Genomic DNA, 19,326 nt, shown 5'->3' with positions numbered 1-19,326 from the left:
TTGGTTAGGATGGGGGTGACCGCCCCGTGCCACGCCCGGTGGCGGCCCCGTCGTTTGCCGGAATCCTTCATGCGCCACCTGCTTGCCTCGCTCACCCTCATGCTTGCTTCGACCACGCTCGCCCACGCTGAAAAACTGACCCTGGAAGCCATCACCGGTCCGCTGCCGTTGTCCGGCCCGACCCTGATGAAACCCAAGGTGGCCCCGGACGGCTCGCAGGTGGGTTTCCTGCGCGGCAAGCAGGAAGACCGCAACCAGCTGGACCTGTGGACCTTCGATATCGCCAGCGGCCAGACCCGCCTGCTGGTGGATTCCAAGGTGGTGCTGCCCGGTACTGAAACCCTGAGCGATGAGGAAAAGGCACGCCGCGAGCGCCAGCGCATCGCCGCGATGACCGGCATCGTCGATTACCAGTGGTCGCCCGACGCGCACACCCTGCTGTTCCCGCTGGGCGGCGAGCTGTACCTGTACGACCTGTCCCGGCAGGGCAACGCGGCGGTACGCCAGCTCACCCACGGTGAAGGCTTTGCCACCGATGCCAAGCTGTCGCCGAAGGGCGGTTTCGTCAGCTTCGTGCGCGCCCGCAACCTGTGGGTGATCGACCTGGCCAGCGGCAAGCAGATCCAGCTGACGACCGACGGCAGCGACACCATCGGCAATGGCGTGGCCGAATTCGTCGCCGATGAAGAGATGGACCGCCACACCGGTTACTGGTGGGCACCGGACGATTCGGCGATCGCCTTCGCGCGCATCGATGAAAGCCCGGTGCCGGTGCAGAAGCGCTACGAAATGTATGCCGACCGCACCGAGATGATCGAACAGCGCTACCCGGCCGCCGGCGACCACAACGTCACCGTGAAGCTGGCGGTGATCGCGCCGCAGGCCGACGCCGCACCACGCTGGGTCGACCTTGGCCGCAACCCGGACATCTACCTGGCGCGCGTGGACTGGCGCGACCCGCAACGCCTGACGTTCCAGCGCCAGTCGCGCGACCAGAAGACCCTGGAACTGATCCAGGCCGACCTGGCCGATGGCAGGCAGCGCACGCTGATGACCGAAACCTCGCGCACCTGGGTGCCGCTGCACAACAGCCTGCGCTTCCTCAAGCAGGGCGGCTTTGTGTGGTCATCCGAACGCAGCGGCTTTGAGCACCTGTACCGTGTTTCCGAGGACGGCAAACAGGTCACTGCACTGACCACCGGTGCATGGCCGGTGGACGAGCTGCTGGCCGTGGACGAAGACGCCGGCAAAGTTTACTTCCGGGCCGGCGTCACCTCTCCGCGCGAGAGCCAGATCTACGCCGTGCCGTTGCAGGGTGGCACGCTGCAGCGCCTGTCGCAGGCGCCGGGCATGCACACGGCCAGTTTCGCGCGCAATGCCAGCGTGTACGTGGACAGCTGGTCCAACACCACCACGCCACCACAGATCGCCCTGCACCGCGCCAACGGTGAAAAGATCGCCACGCTGGTGGAAAACAACCTGGCCGACCCGCAGCATCCCTATGCGCGCTACCTGGAGGCGCAGCGCCCGGTCGAGTTCGGCACGCTTACCGCCGCCGATGGCCGCACCGAACTGAACTACAGCCTGATCAAACCGGCGGATTTCGATCCGGCCAGGCGCTACCCGGTGGTGGTGTATGTGTATGGCGGCCCGGCCAGCCAGACCGTCACCGACAGCTGGCCCGGCCGTGGCGACCACCTGTTCAACCAGTACCTGGCCCAGCGCGGTTACGTGGTGTTCTCGCTGGACAACCGCGGCACGCCACGACGCGGCCGCGACTTCGGCGGTGCGCTGTACGGCGTGCAGGGCACGGTGGAAGTGGCCGACCAGCTGCGCGGCGTGGCCTGGCTCAAGCAGCAGAAGTGGGTCGATCCGGCGCGCATCGGCGTGCAGGGCTGGTCCAACGGCGGCTACATGACCCTGATGCTGCTGGCCAAGGCGTCGGATACCTACGCCTGTGGTGTGGCCGGCGCGCCGGTCACCGATTGGGGCCTGTATGACAGCCACTACACCGAGCGCTACATGAACCTGCCGGGCAACAACCCGAAGGGCTATGAAGAAGCGCGAGTGCTGGCGCACATCGACGGCCTGCGTTCGCGCCTGCTGCTGATCCACGGTATGGCCGACGACAACGTGCTGTTCACCAATTCCACCGCGCTGATGAGTGCGCTGCAGAAGCGTGGGCAGCCGTTCGACCTGATGACCTATCCCGGGGCCAAGCACGGCCTGTCGGGCAGCAACGCGCTGCACCGCTACCGCCTGGCCGAGGATTTCCTGGGGCGTTGCCTGGCACCGTAACGTAACCACCGCCCGCACACCGCACCACCGGCTCGACAAGGAGGACGCCGATGAACCAACCACCCCCGCTACCCGGGGTCTGCCGCGCCCGCTCAGGATGGTGGCGCCGGCATTGGCGCTGGGCGATGCCGTTGGCGGTGTTGCTGACCACCGCTGCGGCCGTTGGCGCGGTCTGGCTGGCGGTGGCGCAGTGGTCGCACTGGAGCCGCAGCAGCGACCCGTACCAGGAGGCCATGCGCCGCGCGCGCTGCAGCGTGGAACTGGTTGCTGAGCTGGGCGAGCCGATCCAGGACGGCTACCTGCCGGCCGGCAGCATGCAGTCCAACCTCAATGGCACCGGCTACAGCCAGTTCATCGTCCAGCTCAGCGGGCCGCGCGGCAAAGGACGGCTGTTCCTGCAGGCCACGCGCAGCCAGAGCGAGTGGGACTACCCGATGCTCTACGTGCTGACCGAGGCGGCCGACACCATCGACCTGAGTGCGCTGGATGACGCTGAAGCGGCACAGCAGTGCGAACTGCGCGAGTGTCGCCAGAGGGGCGACTGCCCGGTGGTTCCCGGGCTGGAGGTGTGAGCGGCCGCGCATGACCTCCGGCCGATTGCTCCCCGTGCGTGGAATGCGTAGGGTCAGCGCATCGAATACCGGGAGTCCTGCATGAAGCCGCTTGTCCTTGCCATCGCGTTGGTCCTTTCCGTTCCCGTCGCGCTGAGCGCACCGCCGGCGTTCGCCGCGGCTCCTGCCGCCAGCAAGACCCCCGCCAGCCCGGCCTGGGTCACCCGCAGCAACCAGCTGGCGCAGATCCTGCTGGACGCGCAGGGCCCGTTCCAGCCCGAAGAGACCGGCTTCTTCGGCGTGCCGGGCTACGACGACAAAGTGGCCGATTTCGGCCCGGACAACGGCGCCCGCTACCGTGCCGCGATGGCCAAGGCGCGCAGCGACCTGCAGGCCAGGCTGGCCACCGAGCGCGATGCCAACGTGCGCCAGGACCTGGCGATCATGATCGCCGCCGCCAACCAGAACATCGAAGGCAGCGAGCTCAACGAAAAGTACCTGCTGCCGTGGAATGACACCCCGCAGACCGTGTTCAGCGGCCTCAACCTGCTGCTGTCCGACCAGGTCCCCGCCGAACGCCGGGCCAAGGCCCTGGACCGCCTGAAGGCCTATGCCGGCCTGGCGCCGGGCAGCCAGCCGGCCACCACGCTGTCGCGCCAGCGCTATGAAGAGCGCCTGGGCGACAAGAGCCTGCTGCAGCCGACCAGGATCGAAGTCGAGCAGTCGCTGGCCAACGTGGACACCTACATCACCGGCATCGAACAGCTGTTTGGCAAGTACAAGGTGGCCGGCGCCGACGAGGCGCTGAAAACCATCGCCACCCAGCTGCGCGAGTACCGCGACTGGACCCGCAAGGACGTGCTGCCCAAGGCACGCACCGATGCGCGCCTGCCCGCGCCGCTGTATGCCTACCAGCTCAAGCGCGTCGGCATCGATATCGCCCCGGCCGTGCTGATGCAGCGGGCCCAGCTGGAATTCATGGAAACCCGCTCGGCCATGCGCCAGCTGTCGCCATTGGTGGTGCAGGCCAAGGGCCTCACTGTGACCGATCCGACCGATCCGGTGGCGGTGGTGCGCGCGCTGAAGGGCGACAAGATCGCCGACGACCAGCTTGAGCACCACTACCGGGGCGTGATCGATGCGATCGACCCGATCATCCGTCGCGAGAAGATCGTCGATGTACCGCAGCGCCCGATGCAGATGCGGCTGGGCTCGGCGGCCGAAAGCGCGGCCTCGCCGGCCCCGCATTTCCTGCCCGCGCCGCTGGTCGGCAACACCGGCCAGCAGGGCACCTTCGTGCTGCCGCTGGGTAATCCGGCCGCCGGCGACAAGGCCGCGCAGTACGACGATTTCAACTTCGGTTCGGCCGCCTGGACGCTGAGCGCGCATGAAGGCCGCCCCGGCCATGAGCTGCAGTTCACCGCGATGGTTGAACGCGGCATCTCGCTGGCGCGCACCATGTTCGCGTTCAACTCGGTCAACGTCGAAGGCTGGGCGCTGTATGCCGAAGCGGAGATGGTGCCCTACGAGCCGCTGGACGGGCAGCTGATCGCGCTGCAGTTCCGCCTGCTGCGCGCGGCCCGGGCGATGCTCGACCCGATGCTCAACCTGGGCCTGATCGACCGCGCCAACGCCGAGCGCGTGCTGATCGACGAGGTCGGCCTGTCCAAGGCGATGGCCACCCAGGAACTGGACCGTTACATGGTGCGCATGCCCGGCCAGGCCGGCAGCTACTTCTACGGATACACCCGCATCCTGGAACTGCGCATGCAGACCGAGCTGGCGCTGGGCAAGCGTTTCGACCGGCTGGCCTTCAACAACTTCCTGCTCGACCAGGGCCTGTTGCCGCCGGACCAGTTGGCCCAGGCGGTCAACGAAGTGTTCGTGCCGAAGCACAAAGCGGGGGGCACGTCATCGCATTCGCGCTGACGCCCCGCGATTTGCGGGGTTCATCGTGGGGCATTACCGGGTCGGCGTGATCGTCTGCGTCGGCAGGCGCGCCGGTGCCGTGGGTGCTGCCGGGTTGGGTACCCAGATCGCCACGCCGGCGGCGCGCTTCTGGGTGGTCGGAATGCCGATGCCCAGCCCGCCGCCCACGTGTGAGCCATAGCTGCCGGCGCCCACCGACATGCCCACCGGCGAACCGCTGGAGCCCACGCCCATCAGGATCACGCCGTTGGCGCCCAGCGCTGCTGCTTCACGCTTGAGCCGCATCACCGCTGCATCGGTCTGGCCCTGGGTGCCGAAACCGACCGCACTGGACGATTCCAGCTGGGCGATCTCGACCGAGCCGGCCGGTGGGGTCGAATAGATCTGGACACTGGCCGGGTCCACCGGCGGGCGCTGCTGGCCCAGCATCACCTTGGACGTGCTGGCGCAGCCGGCCACGGCCAGCAGTACGCCCAACACGGCAATCGATCGGATGTTCATGCATCACCCCTGTTCGGTAGGGACCCTTGGTCCGTGGCGCGATCATCGGTGCCGGCGGCTGAATCGATGCCAACACCCTGGGCGCAACGCTAGCACTGTCCGGGTGAGCGGCGCGCCGTGGCCCGGACCACCGGTGCTGCCGGCCGATGAACGCGTCAGCGACCGGCGGCGGGACCGCGATCTAGGCTAAGGTGGCCGCATCATCATCGAAGGAGCCGGGCATGGGTCTCATCAGTCTGTTGTGGGGCATCCTGGCGTTGCTGTGGATGATCCTGGCCCTGATCCCGCTGCTCGGCTGGGGCAACTGGTTCCTGATCCCCTTCGCGGCCGTCGGTGCGGTGATCGCCGCGATCGGCATCCTGTTCACCCATCCCAGCAAGCGTGGCCGTGCGTGGGCCGGGCTGGTGCTGAACGCCATCGTGGTGGTGGTGGGCATCGTCCGCCTGGGGCTGGGCGGCGGCATCGTCTGAGCCGGCCGCCGCTGCGACCATCGGCCGCAGCGACCGGGCCTGGCCGTGACTGGGCGTACAATCAGCGGCTGCCGCAGCCCTGCTGCCGGCCCACGCCCACCCGGGCGCCATTCCCGCACCGATGATCATTCGCCCTCGTCCCCACGGCTGGCAACTGCTGTACATCCTGCGCGGCTCCATCGTCCCGGCGGTGGCGCCCAAGGTGCTGGCCATCCTGCTGCTGGCCATTGCCGTGGCCGCCTTCGCCGAACTGTGGCACCCGCCCGGCATCGAGCGGGTCTCGGTGGCGCCGTTCACCCTGCTGGGCCTGGTCCTGTCGATCTTCCTGAGCTTCCGCAACAACGCCTGTTTCGAGCGCTGGTGGGAGGGCCGCAAGCTATGGGGGCAGCTGGTCTACGAATCGCGCAGCCTGGCGCGGCTGTGCACCGCGCTGCTGGCCGATGATGCCGCGCGTCGTGCGCGTCTGTGCCGGCTGGCGATCGGCTTCGCGCATGCACTGGCGGCCAGGCTGCGGGGACGCGATGCGGCCCTGGCGGCGATGCCGTGGGTGGAGGACGCGCACCACGCGCATTTGGGCCAACGCCTGAACGCGCCCGACCAGCTGCTGGCGATGATCGCTGCCGACCTGGCCGAGCCGCTGCGCGCTGGCCGCCTGGATCCGATCCTGTACAGCCAGTTTGAAACCCGCCTGCACGCGATGTCGAGCATCCAGGCCGGTTGCGAGCGGATCCTGTCCACCCCGCTGCCGTTCGCCTACACCCTCCTGCTGCACCGCTGCGCGTGGATGTTCTGTGTGCTGCTGCCATTCGGCCTGGCCAGTTCACTGGGCTGGGCCACCCCGGTGGTGTCGGCGGTGCTGGCCTACGCCTTCTTCGGCCTGGACCAGCTGGGCGAGGAAATGGAAGAGCCGTTCGGGCTGGAACCCAACGACCTGCCACTGGATGCGCTGGTGCGCACCATCGAGATCGACCTGCTCGACAGCCTCGGCGTGGACCCGTTGCCGGCCCCGCTGCAACCGTATCGTTACCTGCTGCAGTAACCCTGCCGCGCCCACCGCCTTCCGTTCCGGAGCAACCCATGGCCCATCCCGATTACCGCCCGCGCCGCATGCGCCACGACGAATTCTCGCGCCGCCTGATGCGCGAAAACACGCTGACCACCGACGACCTGATCTACCCGGTATTCGTGCATGAACTGGCCGGGCGCGCGCCGGTGGCCTCGATGCCGGGCGTGGAGCGGCTGTCGATCGATGCGCTGCTGGAGGTGGCCGAGGAAGCGCTGGAGCTGGGCATCCCGGTGATCGACCTGTTCCCGGTGATCGACCCGGCCGGCAAGTCGCTCGACGCGGCCGCGGCTTGGGACGACAACGGCCTGGCGCAGCGGGCGATCCGCGCGCTGAAGTCGCGCTTCCCCGAACTGGGGGTGATGACCGACGTGGCACTGGACCCCTACACCACCCACGGCCAGGACGGCATCATCGACGACAAGGGCTACGTGCTCAACGACATCACCGTGGAGGCGCTGGTCAAGCAGTCGCTGTCGCATGCCGCAGCCGGTGTGGACATCGTCTCGCCCTCGGACATGATGGATGGCCGGATCGGTGCGATCCGCCGTGCGCTGGACGCCGACAACCATCTCAACGTGCGCATCATGGCCTACTCGGCCAAATATGCCTCGGCCTTCTACGGCCCGTTCCGCGACGCGGTGGGCAGCTCGGCCAGCCTCGGCAAGGCCGACAAGAAGACCTACCAGATGGACCCGGCCAACGGCGACGAAGCCATGCGCGAAATCGCACTGGACCTGGAAGAGGGCGCGGACATGGTGATGGTCAAGCCGGGCATGCCCTACCTGGACCTGGTGCGGCGGGTGAAGCAGCAGTTCGGCGTGCCCACCTTCGCCTACCAGGTCAGTGGCGAGTACGCGATGATGAAAGCGGCCTTCGCCAACGGCTGGCTGGACGAACGCGCCTGCGTGATGGAGTCGCTGATGGGCTTCAAGCGTGCCGGCGCCGATGGCGTGCTGACCTATTTTGCCCCGCAGGTGGCGCGTTGGCTGCGCGAACGCTGACAATACCCGCCCACACGGCAACAGGACGACGACGATGCAGACGATGGGATGGGTGCAATGGCTGACCTGGGGCACCGGGGTGGTGGTGTTCGCGGTGGTGATCGGGCTGGTCATCCGCGGCGTGCTGCGTGCCGCCAAGCGCCCGCCGGAACAGCCGTCGGCGGCCGCACGGGTGGCGCGTGAGGCGCAGTTGACCCCGGCACTGCAGGCGCAGCTGGCCGCGTTGAACCAGCGCAAGGACCAGGGCGACATCAGCGAAACCGAGTACGAACAACAGCGTGCCGCGCTGCTGCGCACGGTCTGACCCGGTAGGCATCGACCGTTGGTCGATGCGCATTTTGCGTGATGCGGCCCCCCGTACCGACCAACGGTCGGTACCTACCCGGAGCCGGTACGAGTACCGGGGCCGGTACCCGCCGGTCAGTGGCAGGCAGCCGCTGGCGTCTTCATCCGGTACAGGTCCAGCCCGCCGGCACGCGGCGCGCGGGCCACGCCGGCCAGCACCAGCTCGGACGGCTTGGACGCGTCCACCACCGGCGCGCCGGTCTGCCCCTCGGCGGTGTTGAACGACAGCGCCAGCGGTGTCGCCGGCTGGGTGTCGTCGCAGCCCAGTTGCCACACCTGCGAGGTGCTGCCGGTGGCCCGGGTGATGAGCAGCGCGCCGTTGTTGCCCAGCCACTCGCCCGCCACCGCGTCGGCACGGCTGTCGAGCGGCGCCGGCAGCGCCGCCACCGTGCCAAACCCGTTGCCCTGCACGCGGGCCTGGAACAGGTTGAAACCACCCTGGGTGCCCTGTCCATTGCGTGCGAACAGCAGCACCTGGCCATCCGGGCGCAGCGCCGGGTGGCGCTCGTCGGCGGCGGTGTTGAGGGTGACCGGCATGGCCATCACCGGCCCCAAGCGGCCATCGTCGCCAACCGCCACGCGGTACAGATCGAATCCACCGCGCCCACCGGGCCGGTTGGAGGCGAAGTACAGCCAATGCCCATCGTGGCTGAAGTACGGGTCGGTCTCATCGCTGGCGGTATTCACTGCCAGCGGGGCCGGATCCTGCCAGCGCCCGTCCCGCAGCACCGCCTGCCACAGGTCCCAGCCACCGGCACCCCCGGCGCGGTCGCTGGCCCAGGCGATGCGCTGCCCGTCCGGGGCGATCGTGGCCTGGGCTTCGTTGGCCTTGGTCGATACCACCCCCATGCCCTCGATGCCGAATTCGGAAAGCGCCATCGCCTGCGGCGTGGAGAGTAAACTGATGCTCAGCGCGAGCAGTGACAATGGAGTGCGCATAGCCGCGTCCGTTGGGGGTTTGCGTTCCATTCTAGGCCCGGAGCAGACACACCCATGACCGCCGACCGTTACGCCGTATTCGGCCACCCCATCGCGCATTCGCAGTCGCCGCGCATCCACGCTGCGTTCGCCGCGCAGGAAGGCATTGCCCTGGATTACCGCGCCATCGACGCGGCGCCGGCCGATTTCAGCGCCGCGCTGGAAGACTTTGTCGCGCAGGGCGGCCGCGGTGCCAACATCACCGCCCCGCTCAAGGAAGCGGCGTTTGCGCTGTGCAAAACCTTTACCTCACGCGCCAAGCTGGCCGGCTCGGTCAACACGCTGCTGCGCAAGGGCGATTACTGGCACGGCGACACCACCGATGGCGTCGGCCTGGTCCGCGACCTCACCGAGCGCAACAGCCTGGACCTGCGCGGCCGCCGGGTGCTGCTGCTGGGTGCCGGTGGCTCGGCGCGCAGCGTCGCCCCGGCCCTGCTCGATGCGGGCATCCTGGAGATGGTGGTGGTCAACCGCAGCCCCGAACGTGCCGACGCGCTGATCGATGCGATCGGCGAGCCCGGCCGTGCACGCACCCGCTACTGGGAAGACCTGCGCGAGCTGGGCGATTTCGAACTGATCGTCAACGCCACCTCGGCCGGCCGTGACCGCGACGCCGAGTTCAAGTTGCCGCTGTCGCTGGTCAACAGCATGACCACGGCGGTGGACCTGAACTACGGCGAGGCGTCCATCGCCTTCCTGGCCTGGGCGCGCGCGGCCCGTTGCCGCAACGTCGTCGATGGCTTGGGAATGCTGGTGGAACAGGCCGCAGCGAGCTTCCAGCAGTGGCACGAAGTGCGCCCGCAGACCGATGCGGTGTACGCCGACCTGCGCGGCGAGCATGCGCTGGCCGGGGAGGACTGAGCCATGAACATGGACCTGCTGGTCACCATGCTGACCATGGTGGCGGTGCGCCTGCCGATCCTGATCGCGCTGGCGGTGTCGGTGGTGTGGGTGATCGATACCCCGCGCGGGGCCGAGCGCAGCGTCGCACTGTGGGCGTTGCTGCTGTTGGCGGTGACCACGCTGGCCGGGCTGCTGCTGAACCTGGTGCCGGTGTGGCTGGTGCAGCAGGGCAACTACGATTCGGTCCAGGGCATCGCCTCGTGGCTGGGCGGGGCGCATTTCGTGCTGGGCCTGTTCGACGCGCTGGCGGTGGTGCTGCTGGTGTGGGCGATGACCCGTGCGCTGCGGGGCCGCCGGCTGGCCGCTGCCGGCTGAACACCGGACCTGTGTCCCGGATCTGAACCGGCGCGGAAATCCGCGCCGGTTCCCAGCCGCCGCTCGTGAGAAAATACCCGCCGTGATCCAGGCAGGTAGCTCCCGGCGTGACCGAAAAAGTTGAAGCCCCGCGCGCGCTGAACGACGAGCTCAAGGCCGTCATCCGCGATGCCTATACCAAGCTGCAGGCCAACACGCCCGGTTTCATGACCCGGCGTTCGCAGAGCCAGATGATCGGCGTGGTGTCGCGTGCGTTGTCGCACAGCGGCGGCGTGGGCGTGGTCGAGGCGCCCACCGGCGTCGGCAAGTCGCTGGGCTACCTCACCGCCGGCGTCCCCATCGCCCTGGCCACGAAGAAGAAGCTGGTGATCAGCACCGGCACGGTGGCGTTGCAGTCGCAGCTGGTCGAGCGCGACATCCCCAACTTCCTCAAGGCCACCGGCATCGAGGCCACCGTGGCGCTGGCCAAGGGCCGCACCCGTTACCTGTGCACGCGCAATGCCGCCGAAGCGCACGGCGATGGCGCGCAGGAGGGCATGTTCGACGACGAGCAGCCGCTGTTCGACCGGCCGCTGGCGCCGATCGAGATGGACCTGGCGCAGAAGCTGAGCAAGGATTTTCTCGATGGGCGCTGGAATGGCGACCTCGACAATGCCCCGGACACCATCAGCAATACGCTGCGTTCGCGCATCACCACGCCGGCCTCCGGCTGTGCCGGGCGCAAGTGCGCCTACTCGGCGCAGTGCGCGGTGCTGCGCTCGCGCAACACCGTGCGCGAGGCGCAGATCGTGGTCACCAACCACGCCCTGCTGCTGTCGGCGCTGTCCATCGGCGAGAGCGACAGCGGCCAGCCGCTGATCGCACCGCCTTCGGACATGCTGCTGGTGCTCGACGAAGGCCACCACATCGGCAGCGTCGCCATCGACCAGGGGGCCGCCAGCCTGGCCCTGGACGAAATGGCCAAGCGCACCGGCCGCCTGCAGGTGCTGATCGCCGCGTCCTACCGTGCGGTGGACAAGGACAAGCTGGGCAACCTGTTGCCCAACGAAGCCATCGAGGCGGCCGCCAAGGTCAGCAAGCAGCTCAAGGCGTTCCGCGATGTGATCGATCGCAGCTGGCAGCCGGACCCCTCCGCGCAGGAACCGATGTGGCGCGCCACCAACGGGCGCCTGCCGGAGACCTGGATGGCCGATATCGAGGCCATCGCCGATGACACCCGCAGCCTGTTCAACTGGGCCCACGCCGCGCTGGCGCAGGTCGCCAAGGGCAAGCCGGAAGACGCCGCGCGCGAACGCCTGCAGCGCAACCTGGGCATGGCGCTGGAGATGATCGAGCAGCAACACAATCTATGGACGGCCTGGCGCCGCGAAGACAAGGAAGGCCAGCCGCCGATGGCGCGCTGGATCACCCTGTCGCGCGATGGCGACCTGATCCTGCATGGCTCGCCGGTCTCGGCCGCGCACGTGCTGCGCAAGCTGCTGTGGGACGAAGTGGATTCGGTGGTGATGACCTCGGCCACGCTCACCGGCGGCGGTGATTTCCAGGCGCTGGCGATCGACAACGGCATTCCCGCCGAGGCGGAACTGGTCTCGCTGTCATCACCGTTCGACCTGCCCAACCAGGCCCAGCTGATCGTGCCACCGTTCCCGGTCACCCCGGACGACCGCGAGCGCCATCCGAAGGAAATCGCCAAGTACCTGGTCAAGGAACTGGACTGGGGCAAGGGCAGCATGGTGCTGTTCACCTCGCGCTGGAAGATGGAAAAAGTGGCCGAGCTGATGCCGGTCGCGCAGCGCAAGCAGGTGCTGGTGCAGGGCGAAGGCCCCAAGCAGAAGATGATCGACGAGCACCTGCGGCGCACCTCGGCCGGCGAAGGCTCGGTGCTGTTCGGGCTGAACTCGTTCGGCGAAGGCCTGGATCTTCCCGGTGAGGCCTGCACCACGGTGGTGATCACCCAGGTACCGTTCGCGGTGCCCACCGACCCGCAGACCTCCACCCTGAGCGAGTGGTTTGAAAGCCGCGGCTTGAACGCCTTCAACCTGATCGCGATCCCGCACGCACTGCGCACGCTCACCCAGTTCTCCGGCCGCCTGATCCGCACCTCCACCGATACCGGCCGGGTGATCATCCTCGACTCGCGCCTGCTCAGCCGCCGCTACGGCAAGCGCATCATCGACGCGCTGCCGCCGTTCAAGCGGGTGATCGGGTAGGAAACGCAGCCAGTCCTTTCACGGACGGGTGTCCGATCCGGTAGAGCCACGCCATGCGTGGCTGCACGGCATGACCCAGGCGCACCCCCGGCGTTACCCACCCGAGGTGCGGCAGGCCATCCCGTAGGCATCGCGGTAGGGCTTGCCGAAGCAGCGGACAAAGGCATCCACCACGTCGAGGTTGGGCGGCCAGGCCACCTTCATCGTTTCGCCGCTGGGCAGGGTGAACGAAAAGAACCCGTCCTTGACGTTCGCCTCCGGGGGCGCCGGCACGGCTGCCAGCGCAGCGCGGGCCGAAACCAGCGCAGGCTTGTTCTTCTCGATCAGCGCGATGCTGGCGTCCACGTAGGGATTCCAGCCCCCGGCATCGGGGGCTGGCTTGTAGGTCTGGCGCATCAGCGCCACGGCCTGCGCATCCTGCCCGGCCTCCGCGCGCAACTGCGCTTCGTGCCAGATCAACGTGGTGTTGCCGGCGGCCTTGGGCTGCGCACGGTAGGCGGCAATCAGGTCCGCAGCGGGCAGTTGGCATGCTGGCGTCTCCGCCATCGGTCGCCAGCCGCCGGTCAGGTTCTGGTCGAACGCCTCCGGCGACAACGCCAGCAGCGCGGCACGATCGACCACGCAGTCGTCGGCAAGGGCGGGAAGTGCAACGGCCGAAACGGCCAGTGCAAGCAGACAGTGAACAGCACGCATCGTCACCTCCTTGTGCAGAACCATCACCGGAGTGTTTGCCAGCAGCGCGTACCGGGTCAAGCCGTTACTCACTCCGACGCGGCCGGATACTCCTCATATGCCAACGCATACGACTGGTACATGCACCGCACCAACGCATCCACCACCGGCAGGCGCGGCGGCCAGGGCACCTGCTCGGCCTCCAGCTGCACCTTTCCATTGCGGACCACGCGGCCCGGTGGCGGCGGCAGCGCGGCCAACCGCGCCCGCGCCTGCTTCAACGCGGGCAGGTCGTCGTCCAGGAAGGCAATGGTGGCGTCCACATACGCATTCCAGCCGCCCACATCGGCGTGCGCCGGTTTGTAGGTGGTGCGCATCAGCGCGCTGGCCGGGTCGCGTTGCCCGCCCAGTGCGCGCAGCTGCGCCTCGCGCCAGATCAAGGGCAGGTCGCCGGCCGCCTTGGGCTGCTGGCGACGGTAGTCGGCGATGAGGTCGGCGGTCTCCAGCGAACAGCCCGGCCGGTCGGCCAGCGGCCGCCAGCCGGCATCGGGATCTCCATCGAACACCTGCAGGGGCAGGGCCAGCACCGCGTCGCGGTTGGCCACGCTGCATTCGGCCGCCAGCAGCGGAGCGGAAGCGCAGGACAGCGCAAGAAACACCAGGCATCGAGTCAGCCGCATCGTCACGTCCATGTGTGAAGGACGCCAAGTATGAAGGCTGCGTGCCGTTCCCGCATGGGCAACGGTCACCGTTGGCTATGCCGGTATCGGTAGTGCCGGCCGCTGGCCGGCTCCCCCTCAACGTTGATCCCCGGCGTTGAAGCCAGGCAAAAGCGCTGCCGGGCAGAGCCCGGCACTACGAGGGATGCGCGATAGATGCCGACCCGACGGCGTTACAGCTTGGACAGATCGCGCACCGCGCCCTTGTCGGCGCTGGTGGCCAGCAGTGCGTAGGCTTTCAGCGCGCCGGTGACCTTGCGCGGGCGTGGCTCGCGCGGTGCCCAGCCCAGGGTGTCCTGTTCGGCACGACGTGCGGCCAGTGTGGTGTCGTCCACCAGCAGATCGATCCGGCGCGCCGGGATGTCGATGCGGATGCGGTCGCCATCGCGTACCAGGCCAATGGTGCCGCCGGCCGCCGCTTCCGGTGAGGCATGGCCGATCGACAGGCCGGAGGTGCCCCCGGAAAAACGCCCGTCGGTGAGCAGCGCGCATTGCTTGCCCAGGCCCCTGGATTTCAGGTAGCTGGTGGGGTACAGCATTTCCTGCATGCCCGGGCCGCCCTTGGGGCCCTCGTAGCGGATCACCACCACGTCGCCGGCCACCACCTGATCGGCGAGGATCCCGGCCACGGCGGCGTCCTGGCTTTCAAACACCCGCGCGTTGCCTTCGAAGACGTGGATGGATTCATCCACGCCGGCCGTTTTCACCACGCAGCCATCCAGCGCGAGGTTGCCGCGCAGTACGGCCAACCCGCCTTCTGCCGAATACGCATGCGCCACCGAGCGGATGCAGCCTTCCGCGCGGTCCACGTCCAGCGTCGGCCAGCGCGTTGCCTGGCTGAAAGCCACCTGGGTGGGGATGCCTGCGGGACCGGCGCGGAAGAAATCCTGCACGGCCGCATCGCCACTCACCGCCACGTCCCAGCGGGCGATCGCCTCGGCCAGGGTGCGGCTGTGCACGGTGGGCACGTCGGTATGCAACAGCCCCCCGCGCGCCAGCTCGCCGAGGATGCCGTACACGCCACCGGCGCGGTGCACGTCTTCCATGTGGTACTTGGGCGTGTTCGGCGCCACCTTGCACAGCTGCGGCACGCGTCGCGACAGCGCATCGATGGCATGCAGGTCGAAGTCCACCTCCGCTTCCTGCGCGGCGGCCAGCAGGTGCAGGATGGTGTTGGTGGAGCCGCCCATGGCGATATCCAGGGTCATCGCATTCTCGAAGGCCGCGCGCGTGGCGATGCCGCGTGGCAGCGCGCTGGGATCTTCGCCGCCATACCAGCGGTGGCACAGTTCCACGACCAGGTGCCCGGCGCGGCGGAACAGCTGCTCGCGATCGGCATGCGTGGCCAGGGTGGAGCCGTTGCCGGGCAGGGACAGCCCCAGCGCTTCGGTCAGGCAGTTCATCGAGTTGGCGGTGAACATGCCCGAGCACGACCCGCAGGTGGGGCAGGCGTTGCGCTCGTACTCGGCGACCTTCTCGTCGCTGGCGCTTTCGTCGGCGGCGATCACCATCGCATCCACCAGGTCCAGCTTGTGCTCGGACAGCGCGGTCTTGCCCGCCTCCATCGGCCCACCGGACACGAACACCACCGGGATATCCAGGCGCAATGCGGCCATCAGCATGCCGGGGGTGATCTTGTCGCAGTTGGAGATGCACACCAGCGCGTCGGCGCAGTGCGCATTGACCATGTACTCCACCGAGTCGGCGATGATCTCGCGGCTGGGCAGCGAATACAGCATGCCGTCATGGCCCATGGCGATGCCGTCATCCACCGCGATGGTGTTGAACTCCTTGGCCACCCCACCGACCTGCTCGATCTCGCGCGCCACCAGCTGGCCAAGATCCTTGAGGTGCACATGGCCGGGCACGAACTGGGTGAACGAGTTGGCGATGGCGATGATCGGCTTGTGGAAGTCGCCATCGGTCATGCCGGTGGCGCGCCACAGGGCGCGGGCGCCGGCCATGTTGCGGCCGGCGGTGGAGGTGCGGGAGCGGTATTCAGGCATGGGGCTGGCAGGATCTGGCGGGCGGTGGGGGCGCGTTGCTACTCGATTCTGCCTAAAAATCTCGGTTGCGTTTGCAACCAAGCCTGCGTCGACGATGGCACCGCAGGCGGCGCAATGCTGAAACGGTGTTCATGTTTCCGGGTTTGCCGGTTTTGGTTGTTCGCCGCGATCAGGCATGATTGGGCAGATAACCGTATTAGGGGGCATGACGCCATGAAACGTTCCAGGACCACTGCGCTGCTGCTGATGAGCGCCGCGCCGCTGCTGTTCACCGCCTGCCAGAAGGACGCCGCCGTCCAGACCCAGGAAGGGCTGTACACCTCGGTGGAGGCCTGTACCGAAGCCACCGGCGATCCCTCCAGCTGCCGCACCGCCTTTGCCGACGCGCAGAAGCAGTCCGCCGATGCCGCCCCGAAGTACGCCAACCGTGCTGCCTGCGAAGCCGACTACAGCGCCGAACAGTGCACCGAGCAGAAGACCTCCACCGGCCATTCGTTCGTGGGCCCGATGATGATGGGCTTCTTCATGTCGCAGATGCTCAGCAACCGCGGCGGTGCCGGCCTGGCGCAGTCGCCGGCGGCCAGCCCGGCTTACCAGGACAAGGCCAAGGGCTGGGCACGCCCGGCCCCGGGTGGCAGTGGTGGCATGAATACCGGCAGCGGTATCGGTGCCGGCAAGGCCGGCCTGGCCCCGGTCACCAGCACCCCCAACCGCGCCGTGACCGCCAGCCGTGGCGGCTTCGGCAACACCAGCAGCAGTCGCAGCAGCGTCGGCGGTTGATCGATGCAACGCGTGCGTATCGCCGAGCGCAGCCAATGGCGCGCTCGGGCTGAAGAATCCGGTTTCCGCTTCCACACCATCGATGGGCTGCCGTACTGGGATGAAACCGCGTATTACGCGTTCACCCTGCGCCAGATCGAACAGGACATCGAAGACCCCAGCGCGCAGCTGCATGCGATGGCGATGGACCTGGTCGATGAGGTGGTGCGCAGCGAGCAGTTGATGGACCAGCTGGCGATCCCGCCGGCGTTCCGCGACTGGATCGCCGAGAGCTGGCGCCGCCGCGAGCCGCACCTGTACGGGCGGCTGGATTTCGCCTATGACGGTACCGGCCCGGCCAAGCTGTACGAGTTGAATTACGACACCCCGACCTCGTTGTTCGAGGCCTCGTTCTTCCAGTGGCAATGGCTGGAAGACCAGCGCAACCAGAACCGCCTGCCGGCACACGCCGATCAGTTCAACGCGATCCACGAGGCGCTGGTGGAACGTTTTGGCGAGCTGGCCGCGCAGTTGCCGCCGCCGCTGTACTTCAGCGCGGTGGGTGCCTCCGAAGAAGACCAGGGCACGGTGGCCTACCTGCGTGACTGCGCCGCCCAGGCTGGGCTGCGGGGCGAGGCGATCGCCATTGAAGATATCGGGCTGTCCGAAGACGGCCGCTTCACCGCGATGGATGACACCATCATCGGCAGCCTGTTCAAGCTGTACCCGCTGGAAGACCTGATGACCGAGTCGTTCGGCCAGGCGCTGCCGGCCTCGGGCGTGCAGCTGCTGGAACCGGCGTGGAAGGCGATCCTCAGCAACAAGGGCGTGCTGCCGTTGTTGTGGGAGCGCCATCGTGGCCATCCCAACCTGTTGGCCGCCGAGTTCGACGACGGCAGCGCGCTGCCGCGCGGGTGGGTGCGCAAGCCGCTGTTCTCGCGCGAAGGCGCCAACGTGGCCATGCACCTGGCCGACGGCAGCTGGCAGGAAAGCGAAGGCCCCTACACCGGCCCGGCAATCCGCCAGGCCGCGCACCCGTTGACCAGTTTCGACGGCGGCTATCCGTTGATCGGCAGCTGGATGGTGGGCGACCAGGCTTGTGGCATGGGCATCCGCGAAGACAACAGCCGCATCACCCGCGACAGCGCGCGGTTTGTACCGCACGCGATCATCGACGAAGCGCCGACGCGTATCTACGTCTGACCGATGCCCGTCCGGTAGGTACCGACCGTTGGTCGGTACATGCATGCGCGCCGACGCACCGTGCACCACGACCAACGGTCGTGGCCTACAGCAACCCGTCGCGCTTCACCGCCAGGTAGCGTTCCACCAACGCGCCGGGCAGCGCATCGGCGGTGACATCCAGCACCATCACCCGATGGCTGCGCAGGGCGTCGTGCGCGTCGTTGCGTTGCTGCAGGTAACGCGCGATGGCGCCCGCCTGGGTTGCATCCTGCAAGGTCTCCACCGGCTGGCCGAGCGCGTCGTCCAGCGCGCGCTCGCGCAGGCTGGCCACGCACACCAGGTGCTGGCGCTGCAGCAGGCGCACCGCGGCGAGCAGGTCTTCGATATCTTCATCGCGCACGTTGGTGACCAGCATCACCAGCGAACGCCGACGCTGGCGCAGCGATAGTTCGGTGGCCGCAGCCAGGTAGTCGGTGGCCACCGGGCGCGCCTGCAGGTCGTAGCTGGCGCGCAGCAGGCCATCGATCGCGCCCATGCCGCGTTGCGGCGCCACCCAGCGGCTGTCGCCACCGCTGGCGAACAGGCCCACGCCGTCGCCCTGGCGCAGCGCCAGGTAGGACACCACCAGCGACGCGTTGAGCACATGGTCGAAGTGCGACAGGCCCCCTTCGCTGGCCATCATCCGTCGCCCGGTATCGATCATCAGCATCAGCTGCTGGTTCTTTTCATCCTGGTACTCGCGCGAGATCAGCTTGCGCGCGCGCGAGGTCGCCTTCCAGTCGATCTGGCGCAGACTGTCGCCGATGCGGTACTCGCGCATCTGGTGGAAATCGGTGCCTTCGCCACGGCGGCGCTTGAGGTGCGCGCCGACCAGCCGCGAGGCCTGTTCGGCACTGAACAGCGCAAAGCGGGTCAACGGGGCGAAGTTGGGATACACCCGCACCGTCAGTGCCGGAGGCAGGGTGCGGCGTTGCCGCCACAGGCGCCAAGGCGCATCCACGCGCAGGTGAACGCCCTCGAACGCGAAGCGGCCACGAGCAGTGGGGGTGAGCGTGTACTGGAAACTGCTGGCCACCATCGGCTTGAGCGACAGCCGCCGCGGCAGGCCCTGCAACGCCCATTCGCCGGGCACCAGGTCGAAGACCTCCACGCGCTGGCGCAGGCTCGACTCCAGCCGCAGCGTCACCGCGCGTTCGACATTCAACGCGAGCGCTTCGGGCAGGGCGCGATGCACGCTGGGCGAAGGCTGCCGCCACAGCCGCAGCAGGTCGACCAGCGCCAGCAGCGCGACGGCCGCGCCGGTGGCATACCAGCCCACTGGCCGCCACAGCCCGAACACCACGGGCAGGCCGAGCAGGCCCCAGGCCAGCAGCAAGACCAGCAGCAGCGGCGCTGGCCTCATCGGCACGGGCCCCTGC

General features: G+C 68.1%; 18 protein-coding genes. 12 read left to right on the top strand and 6 right to left on the bottom strand.

From position 1 onward, the window contains the following. The first annotated feature begins 69 nt into the window (after positions 1-69). The 3 genes from AC3IR9_RS19975 (at position 70) to AC3IR9_RS19965 (ending at position 4,778) form a co-directional block, all read left to right on the top strand. Positions 70-2,298, top strand: a complete 2,229-nt coding sequence (locus AC3IR9_RS19975; protein ID WP_489292944.1) for a S9 family peptidase — start codon at positions 70-72, stop codon at positions 2,296-2,298. Positions 2,299-2,348: 50 nt separating this feature from the next. Next, positions 2,349-2,870 (top strand): cytochrome c oxidase assembly factor Coa1 family protein, encoded by a 522-nt coding sequence (locus AC3IR9_RS19970; RefSeq protein ID WP_489292943.1) that lies wholly within the window; start codon positions 2,349-2,351, stop codon positions 2,868-2,870. An 81-nt stretch (positions 2,871-2,951) separates the two neighbouring features. Then, positions 2,952-4,778: a DUF885 domain-containing protein gene (locus tag AC3IR9_RS19965; RefSeq protein ID WP_489292942.1), complete on the top strand. Its 1,827-nt coding sequence runs from the start codon at positions 2,952-2,954 to the stop codon at positions 4,776-4,778. Between the two features lie 33 nt (positions 4,779-4,811). On the opposite strand, the gene AC3IR9_RS19960 is transcribed toward AC3IR9_RS19965, so the two are convergent. Continuing rightward, positions 4,812-5,279, bottom strand: a complete 468-nt coding sequence (locus tag AC3IR9_RS19960; protein WP_489292940.1) for a hypothetical protein — start codon at positions 5,277-5,279, stop codon at positions 4,812-4,814. Between the two features lie 221 nt (positions 5,280-5,500). On the opposite strand from AC3IR9_RS19960, the gene AC3IR9_RS19955 reads away from it, so the two are divergent. The 4 genes from AC3IR9_RS19955 (at position 5,501) to AC3IR9_RS19940 (ending at position 8,120) form a co-directional block, all read left to right on the top strand. Next, positions 5,501-5,749, top strand: coding sequence for a hypothetical protein (locus AC3IR9_RS19955; RefSeq protein ID WP_489292939.1), 249 nt, complete (start codon positions 5,501-5,503; stop codon positions 5,747-5,749). 121 nt (positions 5,750-5,870) lie between these two features. Continuing rightward, the gene (locus AC3IR9_RS19950; RefSeq protein WP_489292937.1) at positions 5,871-6,788 is read left to right on the top strand and encodes a bestrophin family protein; all 918 of its coding nucleotides are present in this window, start codon (positions 5,871-5,873) and stop codon (positions 6,786-6,788) included. A 38-nt stretch (positions 6,789-6,826) separates the two neighbouring features. After that, positions 6,827-7,816, top strand: coding sequence for a porphobilinogen synthase (hemB, locus tag AC3IR9_RS19945; protein ID WP_489292936.1), 990 nt, complete (start codon positions 6,827-6,829; stop codon positions 7,814-7,816). Positions 7,817-7,850: 34 nt separating this feature from the next. Beyond that, positions 7,851-8,120 (top strand): SHOCT domain-containing protein, encoded by a 270-nt coding sequence (locus tag AC3IR9_RS19940; protein ID WP_489292934.1) that lies wholly within the window; start codon positions 7,851-7,853, stop codon positions 8,118-8,120. Between the two features lie 116 nt (positions 8,121-8,236). Here the strand turns inward: AC3IR9_RS19940 and AC3IR9_RS19935 are convergent, their stop codons facing one another. Next, positions 8,237-9,100: a TolB family protein gene (locus AC3IR9_RS19935; protein WP_489292933.1), complete on the bottom strand. Its 864-nt coding sequence runs from the start codon at positions 9,098-9,100 to the stop codon at positions 8,237-8,239. 54 nt (positions 9,101-9,154) lie between these two features. Between AC3IR9_RS19935 and aroE the strand changes: the two genes are divergently transcribed. The 3 genes from aroE (at position 9,155) to dinG (ending at position 12,567) form a co-directional block, all read left to right on the top strand. Continuing rightward, on the top strand, positions 9,155-10,000 hold the full coding sequence (gene aroE, locus AC3IR9_RS19930; protein ID WP_489292931.1) for a shikimate dehydrogenase: 846 nt from the start codon (positions 9,155-9,157) through the stop codon (positions 9,998-10,000). Positions 10,001-10,003: 3 nt separating this feature from the next. Further along, on the top strand, positions 10,004-10,357 hold the full coding sequence (locus AC3IR9_RS19925; RefSeq protein ID WP_489292929.1) for a hypothetical protein: 354 nt from the start codon (positions 10,004-10,006) through the stop codon (positions 10,355-10,357). Between the two features lie 107 nt (positions 10,358-10,464). Continuing rightward, complete coding sequence (gene dinG, locus AC3IR9_RS19920; protein WP_489292928.1) at positions 10,465-12,567, top strand: ATP-dependent DNA helicase DinG; 2,103 nt, start codon at positions 10,465-10,467, stop codon at positions 12,565-12,567. 93 nt (positions 12,568-12,660) lie between these two features. Here dinG and AC3IR9_RS19915 read toward each other — a convergent pair whose 3' ends face one another. The 3 genes from AC3IR9_RS19915 to ilvD all read right to left on the bottom strand — a co-directional run bounded on the left by AC3IR9_RS19915 (position 12,661) and on the right by ilvD (position 15,964). Continuing rightward, positions 12,661-13,260: a hypothetical protein gene (locus tag AC3IR9_RS19915; RefSeq protein WP_489292927.1), complete on the bottom strand. Its 600-nt coding sequence runs from the start codon at positions 13,258-13,260 to the stop codon at positions 12,661-12,663. 68 nt (positions 13,261-13,328) lie between these two features. Further along, complete coding sequence (locus AC3IR9_RS19910; protein ID WP_489292926.1) at positions 13,329-13,919, bottom strand: hypothetical protein; 591 nt, start codon at positions 13,917-13,919, stop codon at positions 13,329-13,331. A 212-nt stretch (positions 13,920-14,131) separates the two neighbouring features. Beyond that, complete coding sequence (gene ilvD, locus AC3IR9_RS19905) at positions 14,132-15,964, bottom strand: dihydroxy-acid dehydratase (RefSeq protein ID WP_489292924.1); 1,833 nt, start codon at positions 15,962-15,964, stop codon at positions 14,132-14,134. Positions 15,965-16,177: 213 nt separating this feature from the next. On the opposite strand from ilvD, the gene AC3IR9_RS19900 reads away from it, so the two are divergent. Both AC3IR9_RS19900 and AC3IR9_RS19895 read left to right on the top strand, forming a co-directional pair. After that, complete coding sequence (locus tag AC3IR9_RS19900) at positions 16,178-16,744, top strand: DUF1190 domain-containing protein (RefSeq protein ID WP_489292923.1); 567 nt, start codon at positions 16,178-16,180, stop codon at positions 16,742-16,744. Between the two features lie 3 nt (positions 16,745-16,747). Then, positions 16,748-17,926, top strand: a complete 1,179-nt coding sequence (locus AC3IR9_RS19895) for a glutathionylspermidine synthase family protein (protein ID WP_489292922.1) — start codon at positions 16,748-16,750, stop codon at positions 17,924-17,926. An 85-nt stretch (positions 17,927-18,011) separates the two neighbouring features. On the opposite strand, the gene AC3IR9_RS19890 is transcribed toward AC3IR9_RS19895, so the two are convergent. Then, positions 18,012-19,310: a DUF58 domain-containing protein gene (locus tag AC3IR9_RS19890; protein ID WP_489292921.1), complete on the bottom strand. Its 1,299-nt coding sequence runs from the start codon at positions 19,308-19,310 to the stop codon at positions 18,012-18,014. Between the last annotated feature and the right edge of the window lie 16 nt (positions 19,311-19,326).

The organism is Stenotrophomonas sp. GL_101 (assembly GCF_057835675.1).
The sequence above is the reverse complement of the archived record's forward strand: the minus strand, read 5'-3'. Positions and strand labels throughout refer to the sequence as shown.

Coding starts and splice junctions, on each gene's coding strand:
- ilvD (WP_489292924.1), bottom strand. CDS start 15,964: ATGCCTGAATACCGCTCCCGCACCTCCACCGCCGGCCGCAACATGGCC.
- AC3IR9_RS19955 (WP_489292939.1), top strand. CDS start 5,501: ATGGGTCTCATCAGTCTGTTGTGGGGCATCCTGGCGTTGCTGTGGATG.
- AC3IR9_RS19970 (WP_489292943.1), top strand. CDS start 2,349: ATGAACCAACCACCCCCGCTACCCGGGGTCTGCCGCGCCCGCTCAGGA.
- AC3IR9_RS19895 (WP_489292922.1), top strand. CDS start 16,748: ATGCAACGCGTGCGTATCGCCGAGCGCAGCCAATGGCGCGCTCGGGCT.
- AC3IR9_RS19965 (WP_489292942.1), top strand. CDS start 2,952: ATGAAGCCGCTTGTCCTTGCCATCGCGTTGGTCCTTTCCGTTCCCGTC.
- hemB (WP_489292936.1), top strand. CDS start 6,827: ATGGCCCATCCCGATTACCGCCCGCGCCGCATGCGCCACGACGAATTC.
- AC3IR9_RS19910 (WP_489292926.1), bottom strand. CDS start 13,919: ATGCGGCTGACTCGATGCCTGGTGTTTCTTGCGCTGTCCTGCGCTTCC.
- AC3IR9_RS19950 (WP_489292937.1), top strand. CDS start 5,871: ATGATCATTCGCCCTCGTCCCCACGGCTGGCAACTGCTGTACATCCTG.
- aroE (WP_489292931.1), top strand. CDS start 9,155: ATGACCGCCGACCGTTACGCCGTATTCGGCCACCCCATCGCGCATTCG.
- AC3IR9_RS19900 (WP_489292923.1), top strand. CDS start 16,178: ATGAAACGTTCCAGGACCACTGCGCTGCTGCTGATGAGCGCCGCGCCG.
- AC3IR9_RS19915 (WP_489292927.1), bottom strand. CDS start 13,260: ATGCGTGCTGTTCACTGTCTGCTTGCACTGGCCGTTTCGGCCGTTGCA.
- AC3IR9_RS19925 (WP_489292929.1), top strand. CDS start 10,004: ATGAACATGGACCTGCTGGTCACCATGCTGACCATGGTGGCGGTGCGC.
- AC3IR9_RS19940 (WP_489292934.1), top strand. CDS start 7,851: ATGCAGACGATGGGATGGGTGCAATGGCTGACCTGGGGCACCGGGGTG.
- AC3IR9_RS19890 (WP_489292921.1), bottom strand. CDS start 19,310: ATGAGGCCAGCGCCGCTGCTGCTGGTCTTGCTGCTGGCCTGGGGCCTG.
- AC3IR9_RS19935 (WP_489292933.1), bottom strand. CDS start 9,100: ATGCGCACTCCATTGTCACTGCTCGCGCTGAGCATCAGTTTACTCTCC.
- AC3IR9_RS19975 (WP_489292944.1), top strand. CDS start 70: ATGCGCCACCTGCTTGCCTCGCTCACCCTCATGCTTGCTTCGACCACG.
- AC3IR9_RS19960 (WP_489292940.1), bottom strand. CDS start 5,279: ATGAACATCCGATCGATTGCCGTGTTGGGCGTACTGCTGGCCGTGGCC.